The following is a 13746-nucleotide window of genomic DNA, read 5'->3' on the forward strand; positions in this document are numbered from 1 at the left end:
AACCGAGATTCCGTCCCAACCCGTGCTAGGGTGAACCTGCGTTTGCGCGCCGCGCCCTCTCCCTCTCAAATCTGCGCCCATCCCGGGTTCCACGCACCCATGGTCTCCCCCTTGCCCGCCAACGAGGCGCAACGGCTCGCCGCCCTGCGCTCCTACGCCATCCTCGACACCGCACCCGAGCGCGAATACGAGGACCTTGTCGCGCTGGCTGCCGATATCTGCGGTGCACCGCTCGCCTCCATCACCTTCGTCGACGAAGCACGGCAATGGTTCAAGGCCCGCGTCGGCTTCGCCGAAGCCGAGACGCCGCGCGAGATTTCGTTCTGCGCCCATGCCATCGTCGCCCCACGCGCTGATGACCTGTTCGTCGTCAACCACGCCGACGCCGACCCCGTTTTCCGCTCCTTCGCCAACGTCACGGGCGCCCCGCACATCCGCTTCTACGCCGGCGCCCCGCTGGTGACACCGGACGGCTTCGCCCTCGGCACGCTCTGCGTCCTCGACCGCCAGCCGCGCGTCCTGACCGAGTCGCAGGCCCGTGCGCTCCGCGTCCTGCGCCGCCACGTCGTCAACGCCCTCGAATTGCGCCGCCTGATCCACGCGCAATCCGCCAGCATCGACGAGCTCCACGTCGCCCAACGCGCGCTCGAGGCCGCCCGCACCTCCGCCCTCGCCGCGACCGAGGCGAAAAGCCGCTTCCTCGCGACCATGAGTCACGAGATCCGCACGCCGATGAACGCCGTCGTCGGCATGACCGAACTGCTCGCCCGCACACCGCTCACCACCGAGCAACACGAAGCCGTCGCCACCATCGGCGCGAGCGGGCAACTCCTCCTGCGCCTCGTCGGCGACATCCTCGACCTCGCCAAGATCGAGGCCGGCAAACTCGAACTCGAGGAAGCACCCTTCGACTTGCGCGAGTGCCTCGAACACGCCTTGCGCCTCGTCCGCCCCGGCGCGCAGGCCAAGCAACTCGCCCTCGACCTCGTCCTCGCCCCCGGCCTCCCGGCCGAAGTCAGCGGCGACGTCACGCGGCTCACGCAAATCCTCGTGAACCTCCTCGCGAACGCCGTGAAATTCACCGCCCACGGCGCCGTCACCTTGCGCGCCTCCGCGCAACAAACCGACGACGCACGCTTCCGACTCTCCTTCGCCGTCACCGACACCGGCATCGGCCTTCAACCCGACGAGATCGCGCGCCTGTTCCAGGAATTCACCCAAGCCCGCGCCTCCACCACGCGCCGCTACGGCGGCACCGGCCTCGGCCTCGCGATCAGCCAACGCCTCGCCGCCCTGCACGGCGGCCGCATCGACGTCGAAAGCACACCCGGCCGGGGCTCGACCTTCACCGCGACCGTGCTCGCACGCCCCGTCGCCGATGCCACCGCCGGCCCGCTCGACGCCTCGTTCGCCCAACGCCACCCCGCGCGCGTGCTCGTCGCCGACGACAGCCCCGTGAACCAACGCGTCGCGCTCGGCCAACTCCGCCGCCTTGGCTACGCACCCGACCTCGCCAACGACGGCTCCGAAGCCCTCGCGCGCTGGCGCGTCGGCGACCACGACCTCGTGCTCCTCGACGTCGAGATGCCCAACCTCGACGGCCGCGAAGTCTGCGCCGCCATCCGCCGCGAAGGGCACGGCCCGCGCCCCGTCATCGTCATGTTGACCGGCCACGCCGGAACCGACGCCCGCGCCGCCAGCCTCGCCTGCGGCGCCGACGAGCAACTCGTCAAACCCGTCCTGCTCAGCGCCCTCGCCCGCACGCTCGCGAGATTCCTCCCGCGGTAACCAGCCTCGCCATGCCGCCCGCGGCCTCCGGCGCGCGTTTTCCGTAGCGGAATTCGGAAAAATTTCGCCCCTCGTCACGCCACTCCTCGCGCCGCCGTTTCCAAGCGCGTCCGCGCGCGCCGCGATCCAATCAAGCCATTTTCCTATAGCGGAAATCCACTCGCGCCCACCGCCCGTTGCGACAAAGCTGCACGCGTCTGAGTTAACCCTTTTCACCATGATCATCGCCCTCCTCGTCCTTCTCGGCCTCGCCGCCGTTTTGCTCTTCTGGGTCGCGGGTTCCTACAACTCGCTCGTCACGCTCCGCAACCGCTTCAAGAACGCCTTCGCCCAAATCGACGTCCAGCTGAAGCGCCGCTACGACCTCATTCCGAACCTCGTCGAGACCGCCAAGGGCTACCTGAAACACGAGCGCGAGACGCTCGAAGCCGTCATCAAGGCCCGCAACGTCGCCTACGCCGCCGCGCAATCCGCCGCCGCGAATCCCGCCGACGCCGGCGCCATGAAAAATCTCCTCGGCGCCGAGTCCGGCCTCGCCGGCGCGATGTCGCGCCTGATGGTCGTCTCCGAGCAATACCCCGACCTCAAGGCCAACCAGAACATGATGCAGCTCACCGAGGAGCTCACCTCGACGGAAAACAAAATCTCCTTCGCGCGCCAGGCCTACAACGACGCCGTCACGAGCTACAACACGAGCCGCGAGACTTTCCCGACGAACATCCTCGCCGGCATGTTCAACTTCGCCGAAGCCCAACTCTTCCAAGTCGACAACGCCGCCGAGCGCGCCGCCCCGCAAGTGAAGTTCAGCTGAGTTCCCGCATCACCTTCACGAAAGGAATCACCATGGGCTGGGGACGCATGTTTCTGCTCGGCAATGTCGGCCAGCAGATGGACATCCACGACACACAGCGCGCGATGCGCGATCTCGCGATCGAAGCCGAGCGCGCGGCCCGCAGCAGCGATCACGCCGCGCGCTCCGTTGGTGAACTCGCGCGCGAAAACGCCGAGCTGAAGCTCTATCTCGCCGCCGTCACACGACTGCTGCTGGCGAAAGGGGTGATTTCGTCTCGCGAGCTCGCCGATATTGTTGACGCCATCGATCGCTCTGATGGCCGTGTCGACGGCGGCTACTCGGGCAGAATTACTCCACCCGGCTAGCCCAAGATGGACTTCTTCGAAGCCCAAACCCGCGCGAAACGCCGCACCAACCGGCTCGTCTTCCTGTTCGCGCTCGCCGTGCTCGGCACCATCGCCGCGAGCTACATCGCGGCCGTAGCGATCGTCCACACCGCCGGCGGCGCCAACCGGCACTCCTATTACGAGGAGCGCGCCCCGCTGGTCTATTGGGACCCGACGATCTTCACCAGTGTCGCCCTCGCCACCATCGCGATCGTCGGCCTCGCCTCGCTCTACAAATGGTCGCAGATGCGTGCGGGCGGCTCCGCCGTCGCCGAACTCGTGAGCGGCCGCCGCATCGATCCGCACACGACCGATCTCCACGAGCGCCGCCTCCTCAACGTCGTCGAGGAAATGGCCATCGCCTCCGGCACGCCCGTGCCCACCGTCTACGTCCTCGACGAGGAGCCCGCGATCAACGCCTTCGCCGCCGGCCTCACCACGTCCGACGCCGTCGTCGCCGTCACCCGCGGCACCTTGGAAAAGCTCACGCGCGACGAGCTTCAGGGCGTCATCGGCCACGAGTTCAGCCACATCCTCAACGGCGACATGCGGCTCAACGTGAAGCTCGCCGCCATCGTCTTCGGCATCCTCGTCATCGGCCTGCTCGGCCGCGGCATCCTCGAAGGCCTCGGTCGCGGCCGCGTGCGCAGCAGCGGTGACAAAAAAGGCGGCGGCATGGCCGTCATCCTCGCCATCGGCGTCGCGCTCCTGCTCATCGGCTACGTCGGCTACTTTTTCGGCCGCCTCATCCAAGCCGCCGTGTCGCGCCAGCGCGAATTCCTCGCCGACGCCTCCGCCGTGCAATTCACGCGCAACCCCGCCGGCCTCTCCGGCGCGCTGAAAAAAATCGGCGGCTACGCGCTCGGCTCCACGCTCACCGACAAGCACGCCCCCGAAATCGGTCACTTCTTTTTCGCGCAAGGCTTCACCTCCTTCTTCGGCGGACTCTGGGCCACGCACCCGCCGCTCGGCGAACGCCTCCGCGCCATCGACCCGCGTTGGGACGGCCAACTCTTCACGCCGCCCGAGGTGGTCGACGTCGCTACCGAGTCCTTCACCAGCGCCGGCCTCGCTGGCTCCGCGCGCAGCCTCGCCGGCTCGCCCCCGCCGATCACGCGCGAGATCGTCCGCGAAGGAGAACTCGCCACGCCCGACCGTGTTCCCTTCGCCCCCGCCGCCGTCACCGCAAGCATCGGCGCGCTGACCGAAGCCCACTTCCGCCACGCCCGCGCACTCCTCGAGACGCTGCCCGCCGGACTCCGCAACGCCACCCGCGCCGCCGACACCGCCCTCCCGCTGATCTACGGTCTCCTCAGCAACGGCGCCCCCGCCAACCGCGAACGCCAACTGGCCCTGATCGCGCAACACTCCGGCGCCGCGCACCGCACCGCCACGCAAACGCTGCTGCCGCTGCTGGCCGACCTCGACGAGGCGGTGAAACTCCCGCTCTTCCAGCTCTGCCTCCCCGCGCTGCGCACGCTCGACGCCGCCGCACTCGCCCGCTTCGTCGCCACGCTCGACAAGCTCGTCCACTCCGACGCGGAAGTGAGCCCCTTCGAGTTCGCGCTGCAAAAAATGCTCCTGCGCCAGCTCTCGCTCGCCCGCGCCAGCTCCCCGCGCGCGCCTGTGCAGTTCAGTTCGTTCCAACCGCTCGCGGCCGACATCGCCGTCGTTCTCTCCGCGCTCGCCCGTGCCGGCGCCACCGAGCCCGCGCGCGTCTCGCTCGCCTTCGCCGCCGGCGTGGGCCAGCTCCCGTTGATCGCCGACCGGCTCGCGCTCGTCGGTGCCGAAGCCTGCACGCTGGAAAAACTCGATGCGGCGCTCGATCGCCTGGCGGGCGCGGCGCTGCCGATCAAGCAGCGCGTCCTCGCCGGTGCCGCCCAAGTCATCGGCGCCGATCGCGTGGTCACCGAACGCGAGGCCGACCTCTTCCGCGCCATCGCCGCCGCCATCGACTGCCCGGTCCCCGTGCTCGCCGCCTGAGCGGCTCAGTGCCGGATTTGGTTGATCACGATCGCGAGCACGATCGAGCCGAACAACAGCGACCGCGCCAGCGTGCGCCGGCGCTTCTCGTCCGGCCACCACTTCGGCTCGCGCACATTCATCCAGGTGAAGAACACCACCGGCAGGATCAGCACATAGAGCCAGTGCACGCCGAGCGCGGCGAGCAGGTGCTTCACGCCGCCGCTGATCGAGAGACCGAGCACGAACGACGCGAACAGCAGCGAAAACGTCACGCTGTGCCCGCGCAACCCGCGCCAAAACCAACTCGCCACGAAGATGTTCACCGCGCCGACCAAAGCGCCGCGCCGCCGCGCTGGCAAGTCGCGCTACGCCCGCCTTGCCACGCGCACGCCCGCCGCGCACGTTGCTCGCGCCGTGACCGTCGCCGAACGCCAGCAGCAAATGATCGCCGATCTCCTCCTCATCGAGGACGCCCAGGAGCGTCTCGCCGCGATCGTCGACCGCGCCCGCCCGCGCCTCGCCGCCGCGCGCACCGAGCACATCGACGACCACCGCGTGCGCGGCTGCATCTCGGCGGTCTGGGTCGTTTGCGAAACCCGCGACGGCCGCTGCTGGTTCCGCAGCGACGCGGAGTCCCCGCTCGTGCGCGGTGTCGTGGCGCTGCTTTGCGATCTCTACAATGGCGGCGAGCCGGCCGACATCGTCGCCACGGAGCCGGCGTTGGTGGAGGAACTCGGCCTCGCCCGCACGCTTTCGCCCACGCGGCTCAACGGCCTGCGCAGCGTCCGCGCCCGCATCCGCGACTACGCCGCCGCGCAACTCGCGGGGCGCTGAGACTCACGCGCCCAGTTGGCGCGGTGCATCCCCGCCGTCCTCGAATTCCTCGAGACCGCCGAACGACGACACCGGCGTGCGGGCCTCGAGGAAGCGGCGACCATGGGCGTATTCCCACAGCCAGCACGCGCCATCCAGACGGTCGTGCAGCAGCATGAATTCCGGCGACGTGTGTTCGGACACACTCCGGATGCTGAACCGCTCGTCCGTGATCCGCTCGATCAGGTCGCGCACACGGCGCAGCAGGGGCACGTCGTCGAGCGTCACCGTCCAATGCCCCGAGACAACCACCGGGTAGGCCCCGGCGAAATAGTAACCGATGAACCGCGTCGGCTCGTAGCGCCCGTAAATGCCCAGGCGGCGCGCATGCTCCTCGACGGCATCGATGAACTTCACCCGCCACGCGAGATCGCGCGGCAGTTTGAGTTCGGGCAAATCGATGATGAGGTTGTCCATCATGGACGAGGTTCCTTCCTTGGTTGCGCTCGTAAACGGCACCAATCGCACCGCCCTTTAGCTTCACCGCTCTGATTCCGCTGTTTTCCCGGCCGACCTCCGCTATCTTCCCTCTGTGCTTCCGCTTTACGACGCCCACAATCACGCTCACGACGACTGGCTCGCACCGCACCGCGAGCGTATCGATGCCGACCTGCGCGCCGCCGGCCTGCGGCGCGCCGTGGTGAACGGCACCTGCGAAGCCGACTGGCCCGCCGTCGCCGACCTCGCGGCGCGCCACGCGTGGGTTTTCCCGAGCTACGGCCTGCATCCGTGGGACGCCGGCAATCGCGCCGAAGGCTGGTTCGACCGCCTCAAGGAGCGTCTCGCCGCCGAACCGCACGCGGCCGTCGGCGAGATCGGCCTCGACCGCTGGATCCTCGACAGCGCCAAACCCGACGACCCGCGCCTCGCCGGCTTGCGTCGCGCTCCGCTCGAGGAACAGGGCGAGGTCTTCATCAAGCAACTCAGCCTCGCCGCCGCCGAAAACCGGCCGGTCACGATCCACTGCCTGCAAGCCTTCGGCGCGCTCGAAGGCCTGCTCCGCCACGTCAACACGCCCGCCCGCGGCTTCCTGCTCCACGCCTACGGCGGCCCGGCGGAGTTGGTCGGCAAGTTCGCCGACTATGGCGCCTATTTCTCTTTCAACGGCGCGTTCCTCGACGCACGCCACTCGGCCAAACGCGAAGTGTTCCGGCGCATCCCGGCCGACCGCCTGCTGGTCGAGACGGATGCGCCGGCGATGCCGCTCCCGGCCGGCCGGGCGACCTTCCATCTGCCGCCCGCGCCCGACGGCAGCACGGTGAACCATCCCGCCAATCTCGCCGCCGCCTACGCCGGCCTAGCCGAGCTGCGTGAGGTGTCGCTCGACGCCTTGGCCGCGCAAGTGGAGACGAATTTCCGGCGATTTTTCGGCGACTGAAACCGTCGCGGCGGCGATTAGCGCCGCTACCGACGCCGAAAGCTGACGTGCTGGGGCGAGCCGCGGCATCAAGTTCCGCCGATCCCGGCCGACTAAAGGGGCAGGAGCGCGCTCTCCGCGCGCATTTTTCATGATGAAAACCATTCGAGCCCTGTCATGTTCGATCGCCTTGGCCTGCGTTGCCCTCGCGATCCCTACGTTCGCCGAAACCGTCGATAGCGTCGCGGACGTTGTCACCAAATTCGATTCGCCGCCGCAACCGGTGAAGACGAAGCCGCCGCAATACCCGCACAAATTGCGCTCGGAAGGCGTCGCCGGCATGGTCGTCGTCACGATGGTCATCGACGAGGGCGGCAAAGTGCTCGCCTGCCAGATCGCCAAATCCTCGAACGAGGCCTTCAACGATCCCGCGCTCGAAGCCGTCCGCACTTGGACGTTCGTCCCCGCCAAGGTCGCCGGCAAAGCCGTCCGCGCCAAGGTCAGCATCCCGCTGAAGTTCGAAGTCGAGGCCTGAGCGGCCCGCGCCTCGCATCCCCGGCCGGGCAACCTCATCGGTTGCTCGGCTCTTTCGCGTCCGGACGCCGGACTCAGCGTGCGTCGGTCGCGATGCGCCGCACCACCTCGCCCGCCGCGGCGAAACCAAACGCGCCCGTCACGAACACCCCCGTGCCGAAACCGCTCGCGCAATCGAGCCGCAGGCTCGTGCCGGGTTCGGGCTCGGTCGAGCACGAGCCATCCGCCCACGGGAACACCGGTTTCTCGTTCGAGGACACGCACGGGATGCCGAAAACCTGTCCCTCGCCGCGCGCGAAACCATGGTCGTTGCGCAGCTTCTTGCGCACCTGGCGCAGCAGGTCGTCACCCTGCGCCTCGCCCAAATCGCCGACGCGAAGGCGCGTCGCATCGCGCTTGCCGCCGGCGCCGCCGATCGTGAGCACCGGCTGGCCGCGCGCGACGCACGTCGCGAGGAGTAGCGCCTTGTTCGACATGCCATCGATCGCATCGACGAGCCAGGTGAACTTCGCGGCGAGCAACCGCTCCGCGCTCTGCGCTGTGAAAAACTCCACATGCGTCGTCACGCGGCAATCCGGATTGATCGCGCGCACCCGCTCGGCGAGCACCGTCACCTTCGGCCGGCCCACCGTGTCCGCGAGCGCGTGCAGCTGGCGATTCGTGTTGGTCACGCACACGTCGTCGAGATCCACCAGCGTCAGCGCCCCGATCCCCGAGCGCGCCAGCGCCTCCACCACCCACGAACCGACGCCGCCCACGCCGACGACGGCGACATGCGCCGCGTGCAAACGCGGCAGCGCCGCCACGCCGTAGAGCCGGCCCAGCGCACCGAAGCGGGAGACGTAGTCGTCGTTCATCGAAACGAACACCGGTAGCCTGCGCCGCGCCCGCCGCCACCCATTTTTTGCGCAAAACTTCGCACACACGCCCTATTAGCGTTCGGGATTTTCGCGAAACCCCCGCGTGATTCCCGCTCGCGCGGCCCGGAAACGTCTGCCCTCCGCGCGCGCCGGCGCTAACCTGCCTCAATCGGCCGAAGCTTTCCGGCCGCATGGAGGAATCCCAAATGACTACAACGCTTCACCTGCACGGCAAACGTGGCGTCGAGCTCCTGCACGACCCCCTGCTCAACAAAGGCACCGCCTTCGGCGACGCCGAACGCGATCTGCTCGGCCTGCGCGGCCTGTTGCCCCCTCGCGTCGCCACGCAGGACCAACAACTCGAGCGCGTCCTCGAAAATTACCGCCGCAAGGAAAACGACCTCGAGAAATACATCTACCTCATCTCGCTCCAGGAGCGCAACGAGGCGCTCTTCTACCGCCTCGTGATGGAAAACCTGAGCGAGATGATGCCGATCATCTACACGCCGACCGTCGGCCTCGCGTGTCAGAAATACGGCCACATCTTCCGCCGCCCGCGCGGCCTCTACATCACGAAGAACGATGCCGGCCGCGTGAAGGGCATCCTGCAAAACTGGCCGCAGTCCGACGTCCGCATCATCGTCATCACCGACGGTGAGCGCATCCTCGGCCTCGGCGATCTCGGCGCCAACGGCATGGGCATCCCCGTCGGCAAGCTCTCGCTCTACACCGCCTGCGCCGGCATCGACCCGTCGCAATGCCTGCCGATCATGCTCGATGTCGGCACCAACAACTCCGCCCTGCTCGCCGATCCGCTCTACCTCGGCTTGCCCGAGCCGCGCCTGCGCGGCCCCGAATACGACGCCCTCGTCGCCGAATTCGTCAGCGCCGCCCAGCAGGTTTTCCCCAAGGCCTGCATCCAGTTCGAGGACTTCGGCAACAGCAACGCCTTCCGCCTGCTCCACCAATACCGCGACAAAGCCTGCACGTTCAACGACGACATCCAGGGCACCGCGGGCGTCACGCTCGCCGGCCTCATCTCGTCCGAACGCCTCACCGGCGTGCCGCTCCCGCAGCAGAAAATCCTCTTCCTCGGCGCCGGCGAAGCCGGCATCGGCATCGGCGACCTCATCGTCGAGGCGCTCAAGCTCAGCGGCGTGCCGGAGCAGAAAGCCCGCGAGCAATGCTGGTTCGTCGACTCGAAGGGCCTCGTCGTCAAGAGCCGCACCGACCTCGTCGAGCACAAGCTGCGTTTCGCGCACGACCACAAGCCGGTCGCTTCGCTGCTCGAAGCCGTCGAGACGCTCAAGCCCACCGCCCTCATCGGCGTCTCCGGCATGCCGCAGACGTTCACCGAGGACGTCGTGAAGGCCATGGCCAAGCTCAACAAGCGCCCGGTCATCTTCGCGCTCTCGAATCCCACCTCGAAGGCCGAGTGCACCGCCGTGCAGGCTTACACGTGGACAGAGGGTCGCGCGATCTTCGCCAGCGGCAGTCCGTTCAGCCCGGTCAACTACCTCGGCGTCACGCACCAGCCGGGTCAGGGCAACAACAGCTACATCTTCCCGGGCGTCGGCCTCGGCGTCATCGCCAGCGAGGCGCGCCGCGTCACCGACGAGATGTTCTACGTCGCCGCCCGCAAGCTCGCGGACCTCGTCACCGAGGAGGATCTCATGGTCGGCCGCATCTACCCCGACCTGAAACGCATCCGCGAAGTCTCCGCCAAGATCGGCACCGCCGTCGCCGAAGTCGCCTTCAACCGCGGCCTCACCAACATGCTCCGCCCGACCGACCTCGCGGCGCACGTGAAGGAAGCGATGTTCGATCCGCACTATCCGAGTTACGTCTGACGCTTCGGCGTCGACGGATTCCCCCAAAACGAAGGGCGGCCGGCCGCGGCCGCCCTTTTTGTTTTCCACGCCGGCTTTCCACTGGAAATTCCGCCGCGCGCGCCTCCGCGCTCCCCGGCGTATTTTTCCTGCAACTCCGCGCCCCGCGCCGGGTCTTGCCTTAGACTATCTAGGTAAAGGCTTGCTTCGGCTGCCTTAGATTATCTAGGTAAGCGCTCATGGCCGACAAAAACGAACTCCTTCCTGGCACCCTCGACCTCCTCATCCTCCGCGTGCTGAGCCGCGGCGAGCTGCACGGCTGGGGCATCACCCAGCGCCTCGAACAGCTCTCGAAGAGCGCCCTGCAAGTCGACGAAGGCTCCCTCTACCCCTCGCTCTACCGCATGGAGGACAAGGGCTGGATCGAAGCCGAGTGGGGCCAGACCGAGAACAACCGCCGCGCCAAATACTACTCCCTCACCCGCGCCGGCCGGAAGCAGCTCGAGAAGGAACAGGAAATTTGGGCACGCATGAGCGCCATCATCACGCTCGTCCTCGAGACCGCCTGAGCGCCCGCCTTTGCCACCCCGGACCTCCAACCGCCCGCCCTTCCCTTCGCTTCGCCCATGAACTTCCGCCGCCGTCTCCGCACCCTCTTCCGCCGCCGCAATGCCGAAGCCGAAATGGCCGAGGAGATGCGTTTCCACCTCGAGCAGCGCGCCGCGGACTACGTCGCCGACGGTCTCTCGCCGACCGACGCCCACCTCGCCGCCCAACGCAAATTCGGCAACACCGCCGCGCTCCAGGAACACGCCCGCGACACCTTCGGCTGGGGCGCGCTCGAGCGCTTCGGCAAGGACGTCGTCCACGCCGCGCGCCAGCTCGTGCGCGCTCCGGGTTTCTCGCTCCTCGCCATCGTCACGCTCGGCCTCGGCATCGGCGCCAACACCTCGATGTTCAGCCTCGTCAACGGCATCCTCCTCAAGCCGCTGCCCTACCAGCGCGTCGATCAACTCGAACGCATCTACCGCAGCACCGCGCAAAACTCCGAGGGCAATCTCTCGCCCGCCGACTTCCTCGCCCTGCGCAAGGCGCAGTCCTCCTACGGCACCGTGATCGCCTACACGCCGGCCAGCGCCAGCCTCTCCGAACCCGGTCGCCCCGCCGAGCTCGCCTACTCGGCGCGCACCACCGCCGACCTGTTCTCCGTGCTCGGCGTCACTCCCCAGCTCGGCCGCACCTTCCGCCCCGAGGAAGATCAACCGGGCCGCGATCATGTCGTGATCCTCAGCCAGCGCACGTGGCGCGGGCGCTTTCTCTCCGCGCCCGACATCATCGGCCGCACCGTGCGCATCGACGGGGTGCCCCACGAAATCATCGGCGTGATGCCGGAATCCTTCAACGACTGGCGCTTCCTCGGCGTCATGGACTTCTTCCGCCCGCTCGCGCTCACGCCCGCCGAAGCCGCCGACCGCCAGGGCACGCGCCTCCGCGTGATCGGCCGGCGCGACGCCTCCCTCACGCCCGCCGAGTCGGCCGGTTTCATCGCCAGCTTCGGCGAGCGCCTCGCCCGCGAGTTCCCCGAGGCCAACCACGGCAGCTCGTGGCGCACCGTCTCGCTGCAAAAGGACGCCGCCGGTTCGAGCGGCCTCATCGTGCTGCCGATGCTCGTCAGCCTTTCCGCCGCCGTCCTACTCATCGCCTGCTCCAACCTCGCCAACTTCCTCCTCGCCCGCACCATGGCCCGCGCCCGCGAGTTCGCCGTCCGCGCCGCCCTCGGTGCCTCGCGCCTGCAACTGCTCCGCCCGCTCTTCGCCGAGGCGCTGCTGCTCTCGCTCGTCGGCGGCGGCGTGGCGATCTTCGTCGCCCACTGGTTCCGTGACTGGGCCGCGCAGCGCTCCACCCGCGACAACGGCGAACAAGTCATCTTCACCGTCGACTGGCACGTCATGGGCTGGGCCTTTGCCGCCTCGCTCTTCACCGCCCTCGTGTTTTCGGTCGGCCCCGCTCTCTTCGCGCTCCGCCTCGACCTCAACGAAACCCTCAAGAGCGGCGGCCGCGGCACCACCGGCAGTCGCGGCCACCAACGTTTCCGCCAGTTCCTCATCGTCGCGCAATTCACGCTCGCGATGGTGCTCCTCGCCGGCGCCGCCCAATTCCTCGTCGGCGTCGACGACGCGCAAAACCGCCGCGCCGGCTGGGAGTCCGCGCCGCTCGCCACCGGCTCCATGCTGCTGCCGGCGGGGCAATACGGCGACGACGCCAAACTCACCGCCTTCCACCGCCTGACCCTGGAGCGCCTCGGCGCACTGCCGGGCGTCGAGGCGGTCAGCCTCTCCGCCGCCACGCCATTCCTCGACTGGAACGACGTGCGCAAACTCATCGTCGAGGGCCAGCCGTTGCCCGCGCCCGGGCAGGAACCCGCCGCGATGTTCAACGCCGTGAGCCCGCAATACCTCGCCACCTACGGCACGCGGCTCGTCTCCGGCCGCACCTTCGATTCGCGCGATACCGCCAACTCGCCTCGCGTCTACCTCGTCAGCCAATCCACCGCGCGCGCCCTCTTCGGCGAGAGCGACCCCATCGGCCGCCGCATCGCGCTCGCGGGCCGCGGCGCGCCCGCCTGGGGCGAGATCGTCGGCGTCGTCAGCGACATCCAAAGCGCCGACCCCGAACCCAACACCGTCACGCTGCGCGTCTACCCCGCGCTCGCACAGGAGCCGACCCGCGCCGTGGTGATCGCCGTGCGCGCCGCCGGCGTCGCTCCGTCCGGCCTGCTCGACTCGATCCGCACCACCATGGCCGATCTCGACTCCGATCTGCCGATCGACCAACTCACCACCGCCGACGCCTCCATTGCCCGCACTTTCTACGAAATGCGCTTCCTCCGCGACATGCTCACGGCCTTCGGCGTGCTCGGCCTCGGCCTCGCCTCGCTCGGCGTCTACGGCGTCATCACCCGCACGACCGCTCAGCGCGCCGGCGAATTCGCCATCCGCCTCGCGCTCGGCGCGTCTCCGCGCGACATCACGCGCCTCGTCCTCGGCGCCGGCGTGCGCCAAGCCCTGCTCGGCTCTCTGCTCGGCCTCCTCGGCGCCTACGCCGTCACCTCGGCGCTCTCGTCCGCGTTCCGCGGCGTCCACGCCAACAGCCCGCTGATCCTCGCCGCCACGACACTCATCCTCATCGCCGTCGCCCTCGTCGCCTGCTGGCTCCCGTCGCGCCGCGCCAGCCGCATCGACGCCATGGCCGCGCTCCGCGCCGACTGAGCGCTCCTCTCTCGGAACCCGGGCGGACCTCCTCCGCCCGACCGCTCGGCGCGCCCACCTTTTCCCTTTCTCGCATGAGACCCGCCCAACTC

General features: G+C 68.5%; 13 protein-coding genes. 10 read left to right on the forward strand and 3 right to left on the reverse strand.

The genetic code is table 11. The features are described 5' to 3' along the window. The first annotated feature begins 99 nt into the window (after positions 1 to 99). From KF715_17250 to KF715_17265, 4 genes are all read left to right on the forward strand, one after another. Positions 100 to 1788, forward strand: a complete 1689-nt coding sequence (locus KF715_17250) for a response regulator (protein ID MBX3738445.1) — start codon at positions 100 to 102, stop codon at positions 1786 to 1788. A 217-nt stretch (positions 1789 to 2005) separates the two neighbouring features. Then, the gene (locus tag KF715_17255; GenBank protein MBX3738446.1) at positions 2006 to 2599 is read left to right on the forward strand and encodes a LemA family protein; all 594 of its coding nucleotides are present in this window, start codon (positions 2006 to 2008) and stop codon (positions 2597 to 2599) included. A gap of 47 nt (positions 2600 to 2646) precedes the next feature. Continuing rightward, complete coding sequence (locus KF715_17260) at positions 2647 to 2946, forward strand: hypothetical protein (protein ID MBX3738447.1); 300 nt, start codon at positions 2647 to 2649, stop codon at positions 2944 to 2946. A 6-nt stretch (positions 2947 to 2952) separates the two neighbouring features. Continuing rightward, a complete protein-coding gene (locus KF715_17265) occupies positions 2953 to 4950 on the forward strand; it encodes a M48 family metallopeptidase (protein MBX3738448.1) in 1998 nt (665 codons plus the stop codon). 5 nt (positions 4951 to 4955) lie between these two features. Here the strand turns inward: KF715_17265 and KF715_17270 are convergent, their stop codons facing one another. Further along, a complete protein-coding gene (locus KF715_17270; protein ID MBX3738449.1) occupies positions 4956 to 5255 on the reverse strand; it encodes a hypothetical protein in 300 nt (99 codons plus the stop codon). A 91-nt stretch (positions 5256 to 5346) separates the two neighbouring features. Here KF715_17270 and KF715_17275 point away from each other — a divergent pair, with 91 nt between their 5' ends. Continuing rightward, entirely contained in the window at positions 5347 to 5766 is a 420-nt protein-coding gene (locus KF715_17275) for a SufE family protein (protein ID MBX3738450.1), read from the forward strand. Positions 5767 to 5769: 3 nt separating this feature from the next. Here KF715_17275 and KF715_17280 read toward each other — a convergent pair whose 3' ends face one another. Beyond that, entirely contained in the window at positions 5770 to 6225 is a 456-nt protein-coding gene (locus KF715_17280) for a hypothetical protein (protein MBX3738451.1), read from the reverse strand. Between the two features lie 112 nt (positions 6226 to 6337). On the opposite strand from KF715_17280, the gene KF715_17285 reads away from it, so the two are divergent. Next, positions 6338 to 7183 carry a TatD family hydrolase gene (locus KF715_17285; protein MBX3738452.1) on the forward strand — a complete coding sequence of 282 codons (846 nt, stop codon included), beginning with the start codon at positions 6338 to 6340 and terminating at the stop codon, positions 7181 to 7183. A gap of 169 nt (positions 7184 to 7352) precedes the next feature. Continuing rightward, positions 7353 to 7697, forward strand: a complete 345-nt coding sequence (locus tag KF715_17290; protein ID MBX3738453.1) for an energy transducer TonB — start codon at positions 7353 to 7355, stop codon at positions 7695 to 7697. A gap of 73 nt (positions 7698 to 7770) precedes the next feature. Here KF715_17290 and KF715_17295 read toward each other — a convergent pair whose 3' ends face one another. Continuing rightward, entirely contained in the window at positions 7771 to 8553 is a 783-nt protein-coding gene (locus KF715_17295; GenBank protein MBX3738454.1) for a tRNA threonylcarbamoyladenosine dehydratase, read from the reverse strand. Between the two features lie 194 nt (positions 8554 to 8747). Between KF715_17295 and KF715_17300 the strand changes: the two genes are divergently transcribed. The 3 genes from KF715_17300 (at position 8748) to KF715_17310 (ending at position 13654) form a co-directional block, all read left to right on the forward strand. Next, complete coding sequence (locus KF715_17300; GenBank protein ID MBX3738455.1) at positions 8748 to 10406, forward strand: NAD-dependent malic enzyme; 1659 nt, start codon at positions 8748 to 8750, stop codon at positions 10404 to 10406. Positions 10407 to 10624: 218 nt separating this feature from the next. Beyond that, positions 10625 to 10954: a PadR family transcriptional regulator gene (locus KF715_17305; protein ID MBX3738456.1), complete on the forward strand. Its 330-nt coding sequence runs from the start codon at positions 10625 to 10627 to the stop codon at positions 10952 to 10954. 57 nt (positions 10955 to 11011) lie between these two features. Continuing rightward, complete coding sequence (locus tag KF715_17310) at positions 11012 to 13654, forward strand: ABC transporter permease (protein MBX3738457.1); 2643 nt, start codon at positions 11012 to 11014, stop codon at positions 13652 to 13654. The last annotated feature ends 92 nt before the right edge of the window (positions 13655 to 13746 follow it).

This window comes from Candidatus Didemnitutus sp. (assembly GCA_019634575.1).
In the GTDB taxonomy this organism is placed as follows: Bacteria; Verrucomicrobiota; Verrucomicrobiia; order Opitutales; family Opitutaceae; genus Didemnitutus.